We start from the raw sequence: 22,138 nt of genomic DNA on the forward strand, positions 1-22,138 counted from the left end.
GAAGACAATGAGTATTCTGCTAGATGAAAACACACGGGTTGTCGTCGTAGGTATGACGGGCCGCGAGGGCCTCTATCACACCCGCAACATGGTGAAAGCTGGCACGAAGATTGTCGCCGGTAAAACACCGGGCAAAGGCGGTCAGGAAGTCGACGGCATTCCCGTTTTTGATACCGTCATTGAGGCCGTCGAGAAAACCGGCGCGAATGCAGCCTGTCTCTTCGTTCCCGCACCCGGCGCTGCCGATGCCATCGAAGAGGCCGCCTATGCAGGCATCAAGCTGATCGTCTGTATCACTGAGGGCATTCCTGTGATGGATATGACCCGCGCCATTATCACTGTGCGCGAGAAGGGTGCGACGCTGATCGGCCCGAACTGCCCCGGACTCTGCACGCCCGGCAAAGGCAAAATCGGCATTATTCCCTACGACATCTTCACACCCGGACCGGTCGGCTTTATCTCCCGCTCCGGCACGCTCACCTATGAAGTCGTCTCTCTGCTCACCGAGGCCGGTTTCGGTCAGTCCACCTGCATCGGTATCGGTGGTGACCCGATTATCGGTTCTACCTTCGTCGATTATCTCAAACGCTTCGACGAGGATCCGCAGACCGAGGTCGTGGTGATGTGCGGCGAGATCGGTGGCAGCGACGAGGAAGATGCAGCCGAATATATCAAGACGAAGATGAAGAAGCCAGTCGTCGCCTTTATCTCTGGACGAACCGCACCTCCAGGAAAACGTATGGGGCATGCAGGCGCGATCATCTCCGGCAACACCGGCACCGCACAGGGAAAAGTCGCCGCCCTTGAGGCCGCTGGCGTCCCGGTTGCCGATACCATCTTCGATGTTCCCGAACTGGTGAAGAAGGTTCTCAACAAGTAACACGAACAACACAACTCAAAGCCGGGCTCCCCTGTGGGGCCCGGCCATAAGGATGTTTCCCATGACCACGGCCCTTATCTACGATCCGATTTTTCTTGAACATATCACACCGGATAAACACCCTGAGCGGCCCGATCGGCTCGAATCGACGATGCAGGTCATTAAGGCCCTCGGCTGGCTTGACCGCGAAGACCTGCTCCTGCTCCCACCACGCGCCGCAACTATTGAGGAGCTGGCAACCGTGCATGAGCGCGAGTATATCGAGTCGGTTGCAGAAGCGAGCAAACAAGCAGCGGAGAAGGCGGCAACAGGTAAACAGAAAACCTTCTTCTTCGCTACCGATACCTACGTATCAGCCAAAACCTATGAGGCCGCACTGAAAGCGGCAGGAGCCCCGCTAACTGCAATCGATGCAGTGATGAAGGGCGAGGTCAAAAATGCCTATTGTCTGGTTCGCCCCCCCGGACATCACGCCGTCGCTGAGTCGGCGATGGGATTCTGTATCTTCAATAATGTGGCGGTCGCAGCACGCTATGCTCTCGATGTTCATGGGCTCGAACGCGTCATGATTATCGACTATGACGTGCATCATGGCAATGGCACTCAGGAAATGTTCTACGACGATCCACGCGTGCTCTACTTCTCGGTCCATCAGGCGCCGTTCTTCCCCGGCACCGGCAACTACGACGAACGCGGCGAGGGCGCAGGCGAAGGCACAACGATCAATGTTCCCCTGCCCGCGCAGACCAGCTATGCGACCTATGAGGCGGTCTTTAAGCAGGTGCTCGCTTCGGCGGCTGATCGCTTTGACCCACAGTTGATTCTGGTCTCCGCTGGCTATGACGCACACTGGAATGATCCGATTGGCGATATGTATCTGTCAACGGCTGCCTTTTTCCAGTTGAATAAAATTATCCTTGAGATGGCTGAATTCCTGTGTCAGGGCCGCGTGATTATGGTCCAGGAGGGCGGATATAGCGTCAGCGCGATGGAGTCCTGCGTTGCGACCAGCCTGAACCAGCTTCTCGGCGGCGATGCTGCGGTCGACGATCTTGGACCCGCGCCTACTCCACCCTATCGCCTGAATACCGATGTCCTGATTGCAGAGCTGCGCCGCATCCACGGCCTGACCGGCTATCGCCCGCGCAATAAGCCCAAACCCGATCTTGAGAAGCTGCGGCGGGAGATTCTGGGCCCGAACGCGGAGAAGAAACAGAAAGCCTGAGAGTAGGTGGAATGTATACTGTCCGGCAACTGACGCCCGCTGATGTCCATGCTGTCGAGCGTTTGCTGCGCTCATCAGAATATATCTATCAGCGTTTCACGCTGGAAGAACTTCCGCTCCTGCTGGAACGCTACCCGTGCATGGGCGTTTTCTCGAATCAGACAACGCTGACCAGTTTTCTCCTTGTCCAGACCGTTAATCCGCCTGTCGCCTGGATAGGCGGGTTCGGCGTCAGTTGGACGGAAAGTCGGTCCTATATCGAGCATCTTGACCGTCTGCTTGAGGCCCTGATGCAGCCCCTGCATAAAGCAGGTGTGCAGGATCTCTACTATTCGGGTAGTGACATGATGCTCGATTGGCTCCGCCCGCTCCTGATGCACCGCCAGTTTGAGCCAGACCGTTACCTCTACTCCTATGATAAGTATGACTATGCCGTCCCGACGCAGGGAAATCAGCAGGTGACGATTCGTCCCGTCAATCCCGCGACCGATATGCCTGCACTGCTAACGATCGAGCACGCCTGCTTCGAGGAGCTCTGGCGCTATGATGAGGCAGCTTTCCGCGATATTGCCCGCACTCATCCCTACTTTGTCGTTGCCGAGCAGCGGGGGCACGTCGTTGGCTATCAATTTAACGCCCTTGATGCCGAGATGGGCTACCTGATCCGCATCGCGGTTCATCCCTCCGCCGAACGGCAGGGCATTGGCGCCCGCCTGATGACTGAAGCCGTTCGCTTTTTTGAGAGACATGGGGCCACCCGCATCATGCTCAATACGGAGGAGCAGAACGTGCATGCGCACCGCCTCTATGAGTGGTTCGGCTTTACACGTCTGCCACAAACCGGCTTCGTCCTCCGCAGGTCGCTAGAGAACCCCTAGCAGATAGCGCACAATCAATGGATGCGACTTGTTCTTGACTCCCAGAGCGAATGCCTGCCCCGTATTGACATACGGTGCGACCTGCGCATAGGTCGTATCATTAATCAATATATTGTTATCTGTTGCGTTGGTTTGCAGACGTGAGGCCACATTCACCGCATCACCAATCGCTGTATAGTTCTGCAAGCGCTCCTGCGCTCCCACATTGCCCACCGTGGCCTGCCCCGTATTGACACCGATTCCGAATGCCACATTGCGCTCATGCGGGTGCTCCTGCTGGTATTGCTGCACAGCAAGACGCATTTTCCAGGCCGCACGGACCGCTCGCAACGCGTGATCGCTCTGGGGCAGCGGCGCATTAAAGATCGCCATCAGGGCATCACCGAGAAAGGCGGTCAGCGTTCCCTCTTCCTCCCAGATTGATTCACACATGATCTTATGGTAGCGGTTCAACATATTCATCACGTCATCGGGAGCCATACCTTCACTCAGCCGGGTAAAGCCGCGAATATCCGCAAACAGCACCGAGATCTCTTTCGTTTCGCCACCGAGCTTGAGCGCGTTAGGATTCTGGATCAACTGTTGTACGACATTAGGATGCACATAGCGCTCGAACATCTGACGAATGCGCTTGCGCTGCTCTTCGGAGCGCTTTAATTCGGTCCGATCATCAATCACCAGCGCCGCGCCGATATGTTTGCCCTCGGTATCGCGCAATGAGGAGATATAGAAGTTCAGGCTGATGCGCTCCGGTCGACGCCCGGGAATCGTACACTCAACCGAACTGGGAACAAAGGTACCATGTTCGTGCAGATGATAGTTTTCCAGCGCGTTCCGAAACAGGGGGATCAGGCCAAGCTGGCGTGGCAGAGCCATAAAGGCCTCACCATAATGCTTGCCGATCATATTCTTGCTGCTGATATTGAGAATGTAGCCCGCCGCTGAATTGAAGGTGGTAATATATCCCTGTTTATCCGTGGTGATGACGCCATTCGCGATAGAACGGAAAATATTATCCATGTATTGCTTGTCGTTCTTGACCTGCTGTATGGCTTTGTTTAAATCAGCGAATAGCCGGGCATTATCGATAGCAATGGCTGCCTGATTGCAGAAGGCCAGCAAGAGATCAAGGTGTCGCTCACTGAAGAGGTTCGCGGTAATCCGGCTATCGACATAGACTGCGCCGATACAATGGTTTCGCACGATCAGCGGCGCACACATAATCGAGCGAATCCCCAGAGACACGATGCTCTCATGAATCTGCGAGAGCTGATCCAGGGCGGCATCACGCCCTAACAGCGGCTCACGCGTCCGAATCACCTGCATCACCGTTCCCTTGCTGATCTGCGCTTCCGCGAACTCGCTCTCCGGAATGGTATACTTCTCTTTATCGCGAGCAATCGTAAACTCCGGCTCGCCGCTCTCGGGACTCACCAGCATCAAATAGCCACGCTCCGCATCCACAAACTCAATGACACGATCCATCACCAGCTTGAGGACCTCATCCAGCTCAAGCGTGGAATTGAGGGTCCGTGCGATATCGGCCAGAATTCCCTGCTCGTCGCGCTCTTTCTTCAGTGTGGAAATGCTGCTCCGCAACACGGCCCGCTCTCGTTCAAAGGCAACCGCGCCACTCTGGCCATTGCTGAGCCCACCTGTTCCCGGCATCGAGCGGAGGATCTGCTGAAGCGCATGGCTTAAACGTCCAAGCTCGATATCAGCGCGACGCTCGATGTTCAAGGCATCAACCAGCAAGCCAACCCGCGGATCACCTGTATCTGAAGCATACTTTCCTTCAACATCGGTTTCCAGGCGCATCGTATGCTGATGCAGCAATTGCGATATTCGCATCAATTCGTCGCTAATAGCGCGCAGATCCTGGCCCACTCTCCCTATCTGAGTCACAAGGCTCCCTCCCTCACTATTACTGAGTGCGTTACTATCACAAATTCAATTACTCCCGGTTCAAATAATACTGAGAAAATGGAGCGTGCGCGGGCTCCGGTACAAGCTCTCAACTACCAGCATTATGCACAACAACGCTAATCCGGCGAGATGATTCTGCTCCTGTCCTTCTTCCAATCAGCATAAAGCACTTCCACAACAGAGGTACAGGTATGCAGAGGTACCTCTTCTTAAAGAACGTTCTATCAGGCTCTCTCTCTGATATGAGTTTTTCTTACCCGGCGGGAACGAATTTCCGGCGTTTCGCTCTTCACACTTGTTTTGCTGTCCCGGTATGACATCATACTACAACGCTCCCAGAAAGCTCCTTGACACCTCATACGCCCTGCTCTTGAAGATATGCGCGAAAAGAAACCGGGATAAAGAAAAAGTCACGTTCAACACTATCGAGCGCCGTCGTGTTATCAAAGGTAAAGAGAGATACGGCCTCTCTGGTCAGTGGTGGTTTCGGTAACACCGCTTCCAGAACGGCAGCCCCGAGGGCGACGAATGGCAACGGCGCGGGCACCTTCAGGCGCTTCTTGCCCATCGTTCGCGTGAGCAAGTCGAGTATCTGTTCAAAAGAATAGTACTCGGGACCACCGATGGTGTAGATCCTTCCACTCGTCTGCTCGGGATGCTCCAGAAGAAAGAGCACCACAGAGACGACATCTTCTACAAAAATAGGCTGAAACATGATCTTCCCGCCACCGAGCAAGGGAAGCACCGGAGAAGTCCGAATCAGATTCACCAGCCCGCTGATAAAGGGTGCGCCCTTGCCAAACACCACCGAGGGACGCACAATGGTCCAGTCCAGCCCGCTCGTTGTCAGCGCCTGTTCGGCCAGATAGCGCCCCTGCATATAGCTCCCGGGCTTATCCGGCTTTGTCCCCAGGCCGCTCAGTTCAATCATGCGCCGCACGCCCGCCTCCTTCGCCGCCTTAATCAGATTATCTGTTCCCTCGACGTTTGTGGCGTAATAGCGTGTGGCAGCCGTCTGCTTGCGATCTGCGGTTACAAACGCACAATGCACAATCGTATCCACGCCCTGAACGGCCTCCGGTAGCGTTTCGGGCCGTGTCGTATCCCCCTGTACCAGTTCAGTCCCGGGGAGAAGACTCCGCGCGCGCTCGACATCACGCACTAAACAGCGTGGACGCTCGCCCTGCTCTACAAGTCGTCTGACAAGATGACTCCCGATAAATCCCGTAGCACCGGTCACGAGTATCATAGCTTCTGTTCTCGCTTTCCAGACTATCAGCTCGCGCTCCACAACAGGGAGCTCTCTTCTCATAGTATAGCGAATGGAGCACGCCCCTGGTAGGGATCAACGCAGCGCCTTTTCGGGAAGCTGAATATGCACCGTCACCCCTTCGTCCGGGGCGCTTTTGATCACCAAATTCCCGCCCGCAATCGTCAACAGGGCGCTATGCGTCATCAGACCGCCACCGGTTCCAGAAGTCGGACCGGCAGGCTTCATGCCCACGCCGTCATCATGCACCACTATTTCGAGATCTGGATTACACGATGCAGAAAGTGTCAGGCAGAGCCGCCGATGCACGTCGGTGCCGCGTCCGTGGCGAGCAGCATTCCGCAGCGCCTCCTGTACCGCCGCAAAGAGCAACTCGGCAATCGCGGGAGGCACCAGTTCATCTATCCGCAGCGCCGTCTCCTCCGAAACTTCCCAGTGGACCGCATCAAACGCCTGATGAAAATCGTGCTCGATCATGGTCTGAATCGCCTGCATCAGTCCCTCTCGCTCAAGGCGATAGGGTGCGCCCGTTGCCATCTCACGCATCATCGAGGCCAGGCGCCGATGCGAGTCGCTGATCATTTCAATCGCGTCTCCGAGGGCGCTGCTGGCCTGTGCCGGGTCCTGTTTCCCGCGCACAAAGAGGCGCAGCGTTTCCAGCCGCAACAGGGCAAGATGCATCTGCGGCAAAATCTCATCATGCAGGATACGCCGCTGCTGTCCGCCAAGTAACTTGACATCAACAATACGCCGCCGCAACAGGCCCGCAACCGCCTGCATGGCCTCATGATCGCGTAAGGTATCCAGAATCCGCTGACCACAGGCCTGAGCGATCTCCATATCTTCATCAGTCAGACCGGCGCCGCCCGCTCGCGGTCCCAGATATAATTTTGCCACAAGTCCAAGCTCATCGTAAATCGGTAGGACCCAACAAATAGAGCGCATGCCATGCATGGTCACGCGGATACGATAGGCATGCACACGCCGGCGCAGCACCTGCTGCGTATGCTCCTCAACCTGTGCCTTCATCGACCAGAGATAGGTAAAGCTCGGCTTGATCGGCCCGGCCAGCACATCGAGTCGCGCATACTGAATATCAAGCACATCCCGGCAGAGGTGAAAAAAGAGCGCCTCCATGTTCTGTTCTGTCTTTTGCAGGTCGGTTTTGAGCCAGTGATGCACGTTCGAGCTGCGCAAAAAGGGGCCAAGCATCGCAATATAGCGATCATGGGCCGTGTAGTTGCTCCAGGTAAAAAGCGCATAGATGCCGGTCGTGACGCAGGTAATCAGCAGCAGGCCGCTGAGATTGCTGTGCGTTACAGCCACAAAGACCGCGATGAAGATAGCAATCACGGTCGCCACAATCACAATCCCGCGCCATTGCTCAAAAAAGCCGCGCCGGGCTAGCGGACGCTCGATCAGGATACCATGCTGCACAATCGAATAGCCAATCAGCAGCAGGATGACCGCAACCGCCCCTGTGCCCACAATATCAATCAGCATCAGATGTAAGGGTATCGCCCCGAGCGCATGCGCGGGTAGCTCGGGCGGCGGCACAATCGCGGTATCGAACCAGTTCAGCGTGGACCAGACCCCGATCACGCCAAGCGTCGTGGTCAGCCCAACCATCACCAGCGCCGCAACCAGCAGAATCGGCCGGGCCAGATGCCAGGAAAAGACCGGCTCCTCAAGCAGCGCGGCCCGCGCATGATCGTCGGAGAAGGCATCAATCAGCGCCTGCCGCAATGAGGCAAACGAACGCCGCTTCACGAGCGCTCGACAGAGCACCAGCAACGCCCGCCGGACGCGATTCGGCGTAAACCAGGGGCCAATAGCGCAGAAGGTCAGGTAGCAGAGGAAGAGAATCGGGAGCGAAATCACCACAGGCAGGAAGTCAGTCTGCGCCCGGGTGGGCAACGCGCTATATGCCAGCAGGCGAATCGTCCCCATAAAGGTAAAGACGTTGCGGTTCAGGATCAGAATCAGCAGCACGATACAGCCAAGCAGGCCACTCCCGAGCAGCAACCAGGGGCGCCGGCGCCGCCATTTTTCGTTCATCAAAGAGGCATAATGCAGCCCGATCACAAACCAGATATAGGGAGCACCCAATCCGGGCAGCCAGCTTAAACGCCAGAGAAAATCTGCCGTCACCAGCCCACTATTATGCGCGAATGGACTGGCAGTCAGTAAGGCATGCACAAAGAAGAAAAGCGCGGAGAGCCCGAGCCCTACCACCCCCACCCTGGCAATCATACTACGACGATCACCATTCAACCAGACAGTACAGGCCAGCCAGAGAAACGCCACCACGTTGAAAATTGATAAAGCAACAGCCAGCGTGTGGGCAACCAGAAGCACGCTTTGCTCGGAGAATACGGTCATACTCATGAACTACTCATCTTCAAAAAAAGGAACCCACTCGCCCCGACGATCCTGCACCAGCGCAGCCCCGTTCTCATCCCAGATCATCAGGCGATTGTGCATATAAATCAGCGTTGCCCGCACACGAGCAACCTTGTCATCAACCGCGTTGTCGCTCAACCCCCAGGCGGCATAAATCCGACCATTGGTGCGGCTGACTGCTCGCTTATCATGCAATTTCAGACGAGCCGCAATCTGCTCATTTGTCATACCTCTCGCCATCAGTTCGGCTACCCGCAGCTCGTTCGGCTCCAGAAGAGCGCGCGGTGATTGCTCGTCCAGATCGCGTACCTCCTGCACCCGGTCCTCAATCTCGGGATCGACCAGACTGCGCCCGTTGACGGCGTCACGCAGTAACGGCACCAGCATACTGGGCAGGAGATAGTTACTCTTGCGTACATAGGCGTAGTGCGTCAGAATACCGGAAGCGCGGAACTCCCGATAGTACTCGTCATCATCCTGAATTGAATAGAAGACAACGGGCATACGTGGGCGCTCGCGGCGGATCGCCACAGCCGCACCGACACCGCTCATGGCACTTCTCCCCATCTGCGGATCTTGTAACTGCACATCCATGAGAATCACATCCATGTCCAGCTCAAGCGCCTTTGCCACCGCCTCGCGTCCGGTCGCGGCCTCGCCCACAACCTGCACCTCGTCGGTCGCTTCCAGGCCCTCGTGAAGCGCCTTCCGTAACGGCCCGTGATCATCTACCAGGAATACTTTTATTTTCGCAGCCATCCGTTAGCCTCAAAACAACTCTCTTGCAACGCATATCTCTAACCTGAAAGTATAGCAGTTTTTCGGTGAGATACCCAGTCTTCGAGACCCACCAGAGCCGCACTCGGGACCGTACCGATGCGCATCCCGACAAACTCATAAGCGAAAATGATTTCGATTCGCCGGAGGAATATGGTATAGTGGAAGAGGATAGTGCTTTAAGAACACTCTTTTTCCCGTTAAGAAAGAGAAGATCGAAAGATCAAGAAAAGGATGCAATGCGTGAACAGGTAGTTGCAATGGATACAGGCCATATCTATCTCGGGCTCTTGTTGCACAATCACCAGCCCGTCGGGAATTTCCCCTCGGTCATTCAGCAGGTCTATGAGCAATCATACCTGCCCATGCTCGAAGCGCTGGAGCGTCACCCCGGGGTCAGGGTCTCGCTACACTACACGGGCTCCTTGCTTGATTGGCTGGAAGCGACGCACCCCGAGTTTCTGGAGCGCATCGCCGCTCTTATCCAGCGTGGACAGGTTGAGATCGTCGGCGGCGGCTACTACGAACCGATCCTGCCCGCTATTCCAGATCGGGACAAAATCGGCCAGATTCGTGCCTTCTCCGAACGACTGCACGCCCTCTTTGGCACAACCCCTGACGGCATGTGGCTGGCAGAACGCGTCTGGGAGCCCTCGCTTCCCCGCTATCTCGAAGAGGCCGGGATACAATGGACCATCCTTGATGACACGCACCTGAAAGCAACCGGCCTGGACGATGACGACCTGTACGGCTACTATGCGACCGAGGATCAAAGCGGCGTGCTCAAAGTCTACGCGACCAGCAAGAAGCTCCGCTACACCGTCCCCTGGCGACCGGTCGCCGAAACGATCCAGTGGCTGCGCTCGCTGGCAAAGCCCGGACAGCAACGGATCGCCGTCATGGGCGATGATGGCGAGAAGTTCGGGAGCTGGCCTGAGACCGGCCCATATTGTTGGGGAGAAGACGGGTGGGTCGACGCGTTTCTGAGCGCACTGGAACAGGAACGCGATTGGCTGCACACGATTCCACTCGGCGAATACGCACGGAGCGCGCCCGCGCTCGGTCGGATCTATATTCCAACAACCTCCTACATCGAGATGTCCGAGTGGTCGCTACCGCCACGCAAAGCCTACCAGTTTGGCCGCCTGCTACATAAGCTGGAAGAGAACCGGGAGAACGAGATACTGCAATTCTTCCGGGGCGGCTTCTGGCGCAACTTCCTCGCTCGCTATCCCGAGGTCAACAACCAGCATAAGAAGATGCTGCGCGTGCATGAGCGGGTTCACGCGGTCGGCGAGACAGAGGCGCTCCGGCACCTGTGGAAGGCGCAGGCGAATGACACCTACTGGCACGGCCTCTTCGGTGGGGCGTATATGGGCCACGTGCGGTCGGCCATCTACCATCACCTGATTCGCGCTGAGCATCTCGCCGACCGTGTTTTGCACCAGAATCAGCCCTGGCAATCCTACGAGTTCACCGACTTTGATCGCGATACCCATAATGAGCTGATTATTGAGGGAAGCGCCCAGAATCTCTATCTCGCGCCAGAGCGAGGCGGCACACTCTTTGAATGGGATCTTCGCCAGAGCGCGCATAATATCCTCAGCGTGATGGCCCGCCACCCCGAAAGCTACCATCAGGTCTTGCGCGAGCACGAACAGGAGCGGCGGCAGAAGGCACGTCAGGCTGCCACAGAGCCACAAGCCCTTGAGCCGGAATCGCCCCACACCACCGTACGCACGAAAGAGCCAGACCTTGACCGCCTGCTTGTCATCGATAGACATCGCCGCACCAGCCTGAAAGATCACTTCCTGCCCGCCGGACTCCCCTTCCCGTCCTTTCTACAGAATCGCTATGAGGAACTGGGCGACTTTATCGAGCAGCCCTACCATACCGAGGTGGAGCAGGACGAGCAGGGTCTGCTTGTCACGCTGACGCGCCAGGGCAAGGTGAAACGCGCTGGCGCCCTCGGACCGCTGCCGGTCTTGCTCACCAAGCAGCTTGTGATCGCTCGCGAGGCCGAGCGCCTGAGCATCAGCTATACACTGGAAAATCGGGGCCGGGCTCGCCTGCAAACGTGCTTCGCCTGCGAATGGAACCTGCATCTACTCGCCGGAGGCAAGAACGAACAGGCATATTGCTTGATTGAAGGCCAGGCGCCCGCGCTGCTGGATCAGAATGAAGAGGTAGCAGACGTACAGGCGTTACACGTCGGCAATACCTGGCTCAAGCAGGATATCGGGTTTCTCATCAGTCAAAAAGCGCTGCTCTGGCGCTTCTCTCTTGATGCCGTAACTGGTTCGGAGGCGGGCTTTGAGCGAACCCACCAGGGAACGTGCATCGTATTCCTCTGGCCCGTCGTACTAGATTCAGGGGGAGTATGGCGCGTTCGCCTTGATTGCACAGGCAGCCAGCCAGAAGGATTCAGGCTCTCATGATTTCGCAAAGGGAAGGATGACGATGGCGAAACAAATACTGGTACTTCAGCATGCACAAGAAGATCCGATTGGCTTTCTAGGGGAGATCCTGGAAGAATATGGCGTCTCATTTGAGCCTGTTCTTGTCGAAACCGAGACCCTCCCCGCCCCGACAGCCTATGCAGCGGTCATAGCCCTGGGAGGCACGCAACACGTCTATGACAGGGAGCGTCACCCATATTTCGCCACCGAGGCGCCTTTTTTACGGCACCTGGTCGAGCAAGATATTCCCTATCTGGGCATTTGTCTGGGGAGCCAGTTGTTAGCGGATGCCCTCGGCGGGCACGTGCGTCGGCACCACACGGCAGAAATAGGCTTCTATGATGTCGAGCTAACGCCAGAGGGACGCGTAGACCCGCTCTTCGCCGGTTTCACTGATGCCTGCACAGTGTTTCACTGGCATGAAGATGTTTTCGAGCTGCCAGCCGGTGCGGTCCTGCTGGCAACCAGCCCGGCAGCCCGTAATCAAGCGTTTCGTATTGGGAAACGTGCATATGGGCTACAATTTCATATCGAGATAACACCTGAGATGCTTCAGCTCTGGCTTCAGGCACCAGTTCAACGGCCTCGGAGTGCGCAGGAGATCGCGCTATTGGAGCGATTGCAGAGGGAACAGAGAGAGAGGTTTCCTATTTTCCATAGGCATTCGCGTATACTATTTAAGAACTTTCTGAAAAGCAGTAATCTGTTACAGGAATAATTGGGATGAACGGTAGACCCTTTTCATTTGTTCCCTCTATCTGCTATACTTGCACTCATAACACATTGTCGGAAGACTGGCGAGCATACACCAGCATACCTGACAGGCTTTCGCAGATAATACAATACATTTTCAGGCACGGACATACTTAGCTCAAGAGGTGGCACATCGGAGACCGCTACTATTTATCTTCCTATTTCCTGGTTGACAGGAAGAATACTATAGATTATTGGTGAATAGTATGTACAATGCCGTAGCTTCCCTCGCTAGAGGTGCGGAGCAAGATATGAATATAGAATTCCTTGAAAGGCTGCATTCAAGCAAGATGCCGCAGTACAACAATATTCAAAGCACCATTCTGACAAACGACTATGGACCTATTGCCCTGCCACCTTTCACATTTGCTTTTAAAACTACTGCATGTGAACGCCACCCGACACGCAACGAGGATAGCATCCTTTTAGAGGAGGAAACCGGCCTTGCTGCTGTTTTCGATGGAGTCGGCGGCAGTGCAGCAGGAGAAGTTGCCTCGCAAACAGCGGTACAAGCCACGCGTCAGGAATGGAAGCGCATTGTCAGGCAGTTTCAGCAGGGGCGTAAAAAGCACACCTTCCTCGAATATACTGAGCGGTCACACCTGCCCACCCTCCTTGAACGACTGATTCTGAACGCCGATGAACAGGTACGCACCGAGGGAGCCCGCCGAGCCGGAACCGACAATCTCGCCACCACCGTCGCCCTTGCCGCCATTTGCCGTATCCCGGGACAACGCCACTATAAACTACTCTTTTCCCACGTTGGAGACAGTCGCATCTACCTGCTCCGCAGCGACGAATCCCTGAAACGCCTGACCACCGATGACGGCCTGCTTGGAAAGCTGGTCGAGAACCAATTGATTGACAACGAAGACGCCCTGCACATCGATCAGGCATGCAGCACCGAACAACTCAGCGATGTTGAATTCAGCTACTTCCGCTTGCGGGGCGGGATCACACAGGCGCTTGGCGGTCCTATTGCCCCGACAGTCCATCTGGGCGAGTGCACCATCTATCCCGGCGATCGCCTCCTGCTCTGTACTGACGGTATTCACGACAACCTCACCGACAAGGAAATTGAAGCGGTCCTGCGCAACTCGTCACGCAACGCTGCCGCCCGTATCCTTGTCGAACAATCCATCGAACGCTCGCATGAGCCACGCAATATCAATATTCGCGCCAAGCCCGATGATATGAGCGCCATTGTGATTACCTGCCGTTTCTAGCATTTCTACCCGTCCATGCCGGTTGCATAGGCCCTACGCAAAAAGCACTAGCCAGAAAGCACTATGCAACCGGTGCTTTTTCTCCTTTTTCCCTCCGCCATGCGTTACTTATTAGAGGCCCGTGTCTGGTTCTCATCAGATCGTACAGGAAATTCTTGTGTACGCATCTATTGCGTTCCACAGGGACTTATATATAGCTTACACTGATCTAGACAGTACGACGCACATACCACCTTCATGCCCGGATGTTGAACGTCGTGAGAGGAGGGTAACACTTTTGGGTAGGAAAAGGAGCCTTCTGCTGGCGCTTGTTTGCCTCGTTTTCTTAAGCGCCTGCGGATTCAAGTCAGAGACCACACAAACAAGCCCGAACACATCACAGAGCTGGAAAACGTATGAGGTGACGTTTGTCGGGCATCAGGACCCGACCCCGGCATCAACGCCAAAACCCAAGCCGACCGCGACACAGACGGCCACGCCAACCCCTACCCCGACCCTGACCCCCAGTCCCACACCTACGCCCACGCAGACGCCACCACCGACCAATAACCCACCGACAGATATTCCACAGACTGGCTCAGGAGCGGCCCCCTATGGTCCGCCACCCGCACTGACTTCGGTCGAGATTGAACTGACACAACAGCTTTTCGCGAAGATCAACAGCGACCGCGCCGCCCGTGGCCTGCCCCCCTTTGAATGGGACGACACGCTCGCAGGAATCGCCCGGCTTCATAGCTGGAACATGTATCACTGTGGTTTCAGTCATACCTGCCCCGATGGCAGCGACCAATGCACGCGCATCAAGGCCGCAGGCTTCCCCAATGCCACCGATTGTGGTGAGAACATCGGCAGCGCAGGCCCCTCTACGCCCCCGTGGACAAATGTTGCAGCCGTGCAGCAATCGATGGTCGATGAGGGTCCGAGCGGCTGGCACTTTATCCACCTGTTCAGCACCACGCTGCATAAAATCGGCATCGGCGTGTATGTTGACCCGAGCGGGTGGGTCTGGTTTACCGAAGACATGGTAAGTTAAGCAGCCCGGGAGGGCCGCGTTGCTCTCCCACGCCTTGCGGTTGCGCTCGTATCATACAATAGAAGCAACTATTGAGAATAGCAAGCGAGGCAGGACGGAGGTTCGCGCCATGATCCCGCAAGACGAGTTTACGCCCTTCGGCTATCTGGATAACCCGTATCATAGCTGGAAGCTCAATCCAAGTGGTGTCTTGCGCTCAAAGGAACCGCTGGCAATGGGCTGGCATATGCCGAATTTTGGCAGCTACGCCCGCAACCAGTTTCAATACAGCGCACATCTGGCTCCTGGGCTGAAAATCGGCAAAATGGTGCTGATTACCCCGGGAGACTTCAAGCGCCACAAGTGCCAGATCTTCAGCCGTCTCCACACCAAAAACCGCTTTGAGTATACCTGTATCGTTCCTACCATCCACCTGACACTGACGGCCCGCTACTTCCTTATCAATGAACATGCGCTTGGCTGCATCATCACGCTGGCTGCGCCATCCGCACAGCAGCTTCCCGTCACACTCTACCTGATGCATCAGCACATTCATAACCCACACACCAGCCGTCTCTGGGAGCATGGCATCTACACCATGACTGGACCACATCCCGGCACCTGTCTGCTCGGCATTGCCAGCGAGGGAGACGCGTTTCTGCATGGCGCACGCTCGGCGGATGGAGGTCCGCTGACCTTCGACACCATGCACACCGTTATCGCCCCCGAAGATGCTGCGATGCTGGCCCACTCGATCCCGGTCGCCGAGCCGAGCGTCACCGAATATGAGGAAAGCACCGGCTGGCAGGCCCGCACCGTGGTTCAACCCTGCCACCTGATCCTTGATGGCGCTCCTCGCACGATCAACGCTGTGCTGACACGCGGCATCTCCCAGGACCAGGTCATAGAGCGCTGGAACGACAGTATTGAAGAGATCGCCCGCGCCGAGGCAGAGCATCGCGAAGATGATGAGCGCTTCTGGAACCGTGCCCCCCGGCTTGAGGGCGATTGGCCCGACCACTGGCGGCGCGGGCTGGTCTACGATCTGGAAACACTGCGCATGGTGATTCGGCCATCAGTCGGCGTCCTGACCCACTTCTTCGATGGCATGCAGATACAGGCTCCGCGCGCGGTGCTGGCTGAGGCCGGGATAGATACGCTCCTGCTCAGTTACGCTGATCCCGAACTGGCCGCTGAAGTGCTCCTCTGCCACTTTGAGGAGGCGCCCCGGCCTAACCTCCCCTGTATGCGCGAGGATGGCAGCTATAACATGGTTGCCGACGATGGGCAGATATGCGGCACGGCTCCCGAATGGGGCTTCCCGCTCTGGTGTATTGATCAGCAGTTCCGCCGCAGTGGCGACCTGTTCTGGCTGCATCGCCTGTACCCGCGAGTTGCAGCCTATCTACGCTGGTGGCTTGAGCATCGGCGAGACCGTGATGGCTGGCTGGTCTATGCCTGTTCCTGGGAAAGCGGGCAGGATGTTTCGAGTCGCTTCGGCACTCAGCAGACTGGCGGCACCATTATCGAGCATGTGCGCCCCTCGGATCTTCAAGCCAGCATGGCACAGGGAGCCGCGATTCTGGCTGATTGGGCCGCTCAACTCGCCCGGGCCGAGAACCTGCCGCCGCTTCCCGATCTGCCCCCTATCGATTATCAGACCGAGACAAAAGTATGGCAGCAGGTTGCCGATGAGTTCCGCAAGAAGACGCTCCAGATGTGGCATGACGGCTGGTTCAGAGACTATGACTCGGGCACAGGCGAGCACTCCAATCAGCAGGACACGATGCACCTCGCGCCGGTCTTCTGCGGTGTCGCCACGCCAGAACAGCTTGAGCAGCTTCGCCCGGCCATCCAGAAGCCTCCCTATCATAGCGGCTGGCATACGCTCTCATGGCCGCCCGTGACGCTGACCCTCGTCGGGGCTGCCCTTGCCGCTCATATGCCAGAGGAGGCCACCCGCTTCGCCTCGACGTTTATTGACGCCTCGTGGCGTAGCACTGACCGTCGCACGCTCGACGAGCATAAAGGGCTGCCCGGCATCACCCGCGAGTACCTTCGCACAATTGAGGTGGGCAAATGGGGCGAAATCGACTACGTGAACGCCGGTATTGAGGGCTACGGCTGGGGAGCGCTCAGCATCTATCTGTTCATGCACGTGCTGCTTGGCTTACAGGAGCGCCGCGCCGGACAGCTTCATGTCGCGCCCATGCTCCCCCAGGATCTCCGTACGATCGGGGCAAAGTATCGAGTACACACGATTCAGTGGGGAAAGCACACGCTCTCGCTTGAGTTGCATGTGCAGGAGAAGGAGCGCTACACCTGCCGTCTGGAAGCGTCGCGAGACGAGGCAGTACACCCCGAACTGGGACTGGATCCACAACGGGTATCGCAACACTGGGAGTGGTCTGCCGCGTGGGGCGAAGGGCAAACGCTCACCCTTCCCTGACACGGGCCAGAAAGACCCGTGCCAGTTCAGCCCGTCAATCTTGCAGAAGAGTCAGAAATTGTTCACGACTCAGCATTTCATGTTCGAGCAGGGCGTCCGATAGCTTCTCAAGCTGTGCAGCATGCTCACTCAAAATGGTGCGAGCCAGCGCCCGCCCGTCGTCGAGAATCCGCAGGACTTCGGCATCAATCGCGGATTTTAGCGCAACGCCGGAGACTGGTGCCGGTGTCGGCTCCGCACTCTGATACGCGCGAGGAAGCCCACCATTGAGCACCGGTCGCCCCTGCTGATCCAGTGCCAGTGTGCGGCTCTCTGGCTCAAACCGCTTGAATGCCATTGCATACGCCTCTTCCGCCTGCTGCTCCGCGAATACAGGCCCAAGCTCCCGGCTCATGCCCCAGCGTGTCACCATGCGGCGCGCAAGGTCTGTCACAACCTGAAAATCGTTCTCGGCCCCCGTAGTCACCTGCTCAGAGCCAAAGGTGAGTTCTTCCGCCACACGTCCCCCCAGACCGACCGCGATCCGGGCCATCAACATCTGACGGCTATAATTGTAACGGTCATCATCGGGCACAAATTGCGTGACACCAAGACTCTGCCCACGCGGCAGGATCGTCACACAGTTCACCGGATCAGCCTCGGGCAGGTAATGTGCTACCAGAGCATGCCCGCTCTCATGCACCGCGATGATCTTCCGTTCCTTCTCATCCAGCAAGAGTGGTCGCAGCGCCCCCAGTTGGACGCGCGCTAACGCCTCCGCGAAACACTGCTCATCGAGGCAATCGAGGTCGCGACGGGCCGCAATTAAGGCCGCCTCATTCACCAGATTCGCCAGATCAGCCCCCGTCATGCCCACGGTCAGACGGGCCAGTTTATCGAGGTCAACATTGTCATGAAGCGGCGTCTTGCGCGTGTGGACCCGTAGAATCGCCTCACGCCCGGAACGTGTCGGCGCGGCAACGGTAATATGACGATCGAAGCGCCCGGGACGTAGCAGCGCCTTGTCCAGAATATCGACACGATTGGTTGCCGCCAGCACAATCACCGACTCACGCCCATCAAAGCCGTCCAGCTCTACCAGCAACTGGTTCAACGTCTGATCGCGCTCATCATTATTCGTAATGCGCATCGAGCGTTTGCGTCCGACCGCGTCCAGTTCGTCAATAAAGATGATGCATGGTGCGGACCTCCGCGCCTGATTAAACAGATCTCGCACCCGGCTGGCCCCAACACCAACGTACATCTCGACAAACTCAGATGCACTCATACTGAAAAAAGGAACCCCGGCCTCACCCGCGACGGCTTTCGCCAGCAGCGTCTTACCGGTCCCCGGAGGGCCAACCAGCAGCGCCCCTCGTGGGATCCGCGCGCCCAGACGCTTATAGGCCTCGGGATGCCGCAGGAACTGCACAATCTCCTCAACCTCGTGCCTCACCTCGTCGATTCCGGCCACATCAGCGAACGTTACGCCTGTGTGCTCAACAACCTGTATCGATTTCGCCTTTGCGCCCACACCGCTCTCGACGCCCTCGGTCAGCTTCTCATTTCCTTTTCTTGCCGCCGTGCCGCCTCCCTCTTTCTCGCGCTGAAAACGTCGCACCCGACTCTTCCCGATCTCAGAAATCCGCTCATCGATGGAGCGCATGCTTTTGCCATTATTGCGCATTGCCAGAAAGAACCAGATACCCGCCAGCGCCAGCATGACCGGAATAAAGTGCCAGAGAGAGCTGAACCAGCCAGCACCCTGGTTCGCCGGATAGACCCGAACCGAGACCTGGTGCCTGTTCAGCAGGGGCTGCAATTGATCATCGCCACTGGGAGGCATGCGGGTGAAGACCTCTGTAGCGACGTTCCGCTGCGGCTGTGCTGGATTGGTCGAAAAGGCATAGCGAGGCATCGTAGACGGCGATGTTTCATCAGGGGAAGACGCGTCCTGAAGCTTCAATGGCTCTTTCAGGTGTGCGCTGATCTCATTTCCTCTGATCGCAACCTCGTCTATCTTCCCCTGTGTTACCATATTGGTAAAGTCACTATATGCAACAACAGCTTCACCGTTCGGGCCCCCCTTCCCGACTGGCAGAGGAGGCAATTGAGTGAAAAGCGCATACAGCAGTACAAGCAGTACCGACAATAACAGAAACGTCCACACACCGCTGCTCAGAGTGTGTACCTGCTTCCAGGCCCTCCGCCCATAATCTCTTGCTGTCTTCAGTCGTCGCCCTGACTCAATCAGCAAGCGCTTGCGACGACCTGCCTTATCATCCATTGAATTCACCTCACCAAGCCAAAGATCAAACAGACGATTTGCACGCCGTCGATCTGCAACCTTCTCGTCATACCGGGTGATATAGCCTGTCGCCAGATCACCATTTCCTTTCTTACGTCCTGCCACACAATGAACTCTTTGCCTGAAACACGATGCAAAGATGCGGGGATGTTACGCCCCCATTTCTTAGTAAACACCTGTCACAATAACCTTGTCCTGCAATAACTACAGGAAAAAGTCCGATAATCAAGCTGAATGAATGCAGCTTCTTCAGGCAATTTGTTTCAGGTTGCACCAGACAGTGTACAGCTAAATAAATGGAATATCACTATATGCAGTACTTTCTTCTTAACCATTCGTATATATAGAAATAGATCTATATATGCTTTCATCCACATTTCGCCTCCCCTCAGAAGGCAGCCTCACTGACCACAACCAGCAGATTGAAGGCCCTTCCTTCCCCAATTCCCATATCACCACTTCTATCACGTTAAGACCTCACAACTTAGATGCGCCTCTAGCCCTTCCTTCAACACACCTCTTCACCACGCGATACCCCTTCGTCCCGTCGTGCCCTATCTCTCTTTATAATAACACATAATGGTATATAGATAAAAACGATGAAACATCTGTGATTTCCCTGATGCGCTCTTACGGTCCCCAACGGGCACAAGACAACACAGCAGGCCTGCTCATCTTTCTCAACAAGAACAAACGAGCGGCGATCTTTCATAGGTCAGTTCCAGGCGTTATTGGCTATCTCTATGTATACATACACGAACTGTTGCCACTGCTTCTGGGGCCCCTGCATGAAACCGCTGCACAGGGAAGCGGACAATCACCTTTTGCTTGCTTCCCACCCCACACAAGGGGTACACTACTAGCAGGCAGATTGCTATCTGATGTCGTAATTTGGAAAGGATCGTGCTTCATGTCACTATTCGCATCTCGCGAGACTCGTATCCTCTTTAACCAGCGTGTTCCACTGAGAGACGGCGTTACCCTTTCAGCAGATGTCTATTTGCCCTCCGAGCCCGCAAAGGGGAAATGGCCCGTTATTCTGATGCGCACGCCCTATCAGAAAGCTTCCAATGCCACAGCAGCCATGGCTATGGATTTTAACCGCCATGGCTATGTCTTTGTGGCGGTTGACGTACGCGGCCGCGGCGATTCTGATGGTACATTCACCCCCTATCGCAACGAGGGCCCCGACGGCTATGATACGATTGAGTGGTGCGCCGCACAGCCGTGGAGTGATGGCAAGGTTGGCACTATTGGCGGCTCCTATCCGGGACGCATTCAGTGGCTTGCGGCGCTGGAACAGCCTCCACACCTCAAAACAATGATCGTCTCCGTGGCACCCTCTGATCCCTTCGTCGAGACGCCCACAGGCCTGCCCAGTCCGATGCACCTTTGCTGGCTCCACCTGGTCAGCGGACGCGTCAATCAGCCAATGGAAACCATCAACTGGGAAGAGGTCTATCAGCACCTCCCGCTCCTTACGATGGATGAGCAGACAGGACGCGTTATTGAGGCCTGGCGGGCAGAGATCGCGCACCCGCAGCTTGATGACTACTGGCAGCCGCTGTGCTATCAGAAAAAGTTCGACAGGGTCAATCTGCCTGTACTGCATATTTCAGGTTGGTATGATGATGAACAGATTGGCACACCTCTGAACTACATTGGCATGACCACCACGGGCGCGCCCGCAGCCCGCGACAAACAGCGTCTCCTGATGGGACCCTGGGGACATAACGTCAATGGAGCGTCAAAATTGGGTGAGGTCGATTTTGGCAGTCAGGCGATTATCGATCTTCGTGCGGAACAGGTGCGCTGGTTTGATCGCTGGCTCAAGGGCATCGAGCATAACGATGCTCCGGTACGCATCTTCATTATGGGAGACAATGTGTGGCGCGACGAGCAGGAATGGCCGCTCGCTCGTACCCGGTGGACCCCCTACTATCTGCACAGTCAGGGCAAAGCAAACAGCCGCTTCGGTGATGGCGTCCTCGCGCCAGAAAAGCCCGCCGACAACCAGCCGCAAGATACCTACACCTATGATCCGGCTCGCCCGGTCCCTTTTATGACCGAGCCAACCTCTTCGCAGATCGGCGGCCCGGATGACTACTCGGCCATTCTTCGCCGTGATGACGTGCTTGTCTATACCACCGAGCCGCTGACCGAAGACGTCGAGGTTGTGGGCCCGATTCGTGTTGAGCTCTACGCCGCCTCGTCAGCGCCCGACACCGATTTCAACGCCATGCTGATCGACGTCTGGCCGAACGGCTTTCGGCAGCGCCTCTGTGATGGCATGGTTCGCGCCCGCTTCCGCGAGGGCATGGAGCAGCCATCGCTGATCGAACCGGGCCGCGTCTATCAGTACACTATCGATTGTTGGAACACCAGTCAGGTCTTCAAGCAGGGACATCGTATCTGCCTGATGCTCTCATCAAGCGCGTTCCCCAAATACGACCGGAACCTGAACACCGGGGCGCCCCTCGGACAAACAACCGGGATGGCCGTGGCAGAACAGCGAATCTATCACGATGCAGAGCATCCATCCGCGATCATTCTGCCCATTATTCCCCGTTAAGCCAGAAAAGGCCCGGCAAGC

Annotated in this window: 14 protein-coding genes; 9 read left to right on the forward strand and 5 right to left on the reverse strand. The window is 56.5% G+C overall.

Features of this window, described 5'->3' with window-relative positions; genetic code table 11:
* Positions 1 to 7: 7 nt before the first annotated feature.
* The 3 genes from sucD to KTH_RS15215 all read left to right on the forward strand — a co-directional run bounded on the left by sucD (position 8) and on the right by KTH_RS15215 (position 2,983).
* Positions 8 to 880: a succinate--CoA ligase subunit alpha gene (gene sucD / locus KTH_RS15205; RefSeq protein WP_111317481.1), complete on the forward strand. Its 873-nt coding sequence runs from the start codon at positions 8 to 10 to the stop codon at positions 878 to 880.
* 61 nt (positions 881 to 941) lie between these two features.
* Positions 942 to 2,105 carry a histone deacetylase family protein gene (locus tag KTH_RS15210; RefSeq protein ID WP_170142241.1) on the forward strand — a complete coding sequence of 388 codons (1,164 nt, stop codon included), beginning with the start codon at positions 942 to 944 and terminating at the stop codon, positions 2,103 to 2,105.
* Positions 2,106 to 2,116: 11 nt separating this feature from the next.
* Complete coding sequence (locus KTH_RS15215) at positions 2,117 to 2,983, forward strand: GNAT family N-acetyltransferase (RefSeq protein WP_497619757.1); 867 nt, start codon at positions 2,117 to 2,119, stop codon at positions 2,981 to 2,983.
* On the opposite strand, the gene KTH_RS15220 is transcribed toward KTH_RS15215, so the two are convergent.
* From KTH_RS15220 to KTH_RS15235, 4 genes are all read right to left on the reverse strand, one after another.
* Positions 2,969 to 4,888 (reverse strand): adenylate/guanylate cyclase domain-containing protein, encoded by a 1,920-nt coding sequence (locus KTH_RS15220; RefSeq protein WP_497619759.1) that lies wholly within the window; start codon positions 4,886 to 4,888, stop codon positions 2,969 to 2,971. The two genes, KTH_RS15215 and KTH_RS15220, sit on opposite strands and share 15 nt — an antisense overlap.
* 376 nt (positions 4,889 to 5,264) lie before the next feature.
* Positions 5,265 to 6,158: a complex I NDUFA9 subunit family protein gene (locus tag KTH_RS15225; RefSeq protein ID WP_170211503.1), complete on the reverse strand. Its 894-nt coding sequence runs from the start codon at positions 6,156 to 6,158 to the stop codon at positions 5,265 to 5,267.
* A gap of 96 nt (positions 6,159 to 6,254) precedes the next feature.
* Entirely contained in the window at positions 6,255 to 8,567 is a 2,313-nt protein-coding gene (locus KTH_RS15230) for a sensor histidine kinase (RefSeq protein ID WP_111317486.1), read from the reverse strand.
* A 3-nt stretch (positions 8,568 to 8,570) separates the two neighbouring features.
* Positions 8,571 to 9,341 (reverse strand): response regulator, encoded by a 771-nt coding sequence (locus KTH_RS15235; protein WP_497619761.1) that lies wholly within the window; start codon positions 9,339 to 9,341, stop codon positions 8,571 to 8,573.
* Positions 9,342 to 9,598: 257 nt separating this feature from the next.
* Here KTH_RS15235 and KTH_RS15240 point away from each other — a divergent pair, with 257 nt between their 5' ends.
* The 5 genes from KTH_RS15240 (at position 9,599) to KTH_RS15260 (ending at position 17,258) form a co-directional block, all read left to right on the forward strand.
* The gene (locus tag KTH_RS15240) at positions 9,599 to 11,797 is read left to right on the forward strand and encodes an alpha-amylase/4-alpha-glucanotransferase domain-containing protein (RefSeq protein ID WP_497619763.1); all 2,199 of its coding nucleotides are present in this window, start codon (positions 9,599 to 9,601) and stop codon (positions 11,795 to 11,797) included.
* A gap of 22 nt (positions 11,798 to 11,819) precedes the next feature.
* Positions 11,820 to 12,536: a type 1 glutamine amidotransferase gene (locus KTH_RS15245; RefSeq protein WP_497619766.1), complete on the forward strand. Its 717-nt coding sequence runs from the start codon at positions 11,820 to 11,822 to the stop codon at positions 12,534 to 12,536.
* 325 nt (positions 12,537 to 12,861) lie between these two features.
* Positions 12,862 to 13,797, forward strand: a complete 936-nt coding sequence (locus tag KTH_RS15250) for a PP2C family protein-serine/threonine phosphatase (protein WP_497619768.1) — start codon at positions 12,862 to 12,864, stop codon at positions 13,795 to 13,797.
* Positions 13,798 to 14,197: 400 nt separating this feature from the next.
* Positions 14,198 to 14,830, forward strand: a complete 633-nt coding sequence (locus KTH_RS15255) for a CAP domain-containing protein (RefSeq protein WP_497619770.1) — start codon at positions 14,198 to 14,200, stop codon at positions 14,828 to 14,830.
* Positions 14,831 to 14,939: 109 nt separating this feature from the next.
* Entirely contained in the window at positions 14,940 to 17,258 is a 2,319-nt protein-coding gene (locus tag KTH_RS15260) for an MGH1-like glycoside hydrolase domain-containing protein (RefSeq protein ID WP_497619772.1), read from the forward strand.
* 34 nt (positions 17,259 to 17,292) lie between these two features.
* On the opposite strand, the gene ftsH is transcribed toward KTH_RS15260, so the two are convergent.
* Positions 17,293 to 19,650 carry an ATP-dependent zinc metalloprotease FtsH gene (gene ftsH, locus KTH_RS15265; RefSeq protein WP_497619774.1) on the reverse strand — a complete coding sequence of 786 codons (2,358 nt, stop codon included), beginning with the start codon at positions 19,648 to 19,650 and terminating at the stop codon, positions 17,293 to 17,295.
* Between the two features lie 805 nt (positions 19,651 to 20,455).
* Between ftsH and KTH_RS15270 the strand changes: the two genes are divergently transcribed.
* Entirely contained in the window at positions 20,456 to 22,117 is a 1,662-nt protein-coding gene (locus KTH_RS15270) for a CocE/NonD family hydrolase (RefSeq protein WP_497619776.1), read from the forward strand.
* Positions 22,118 to 22,138: the final 21 nt, after the last annotated feature.

Source organism: Thermosporothrix sp. COM3, from assembly GCF_059696735.1.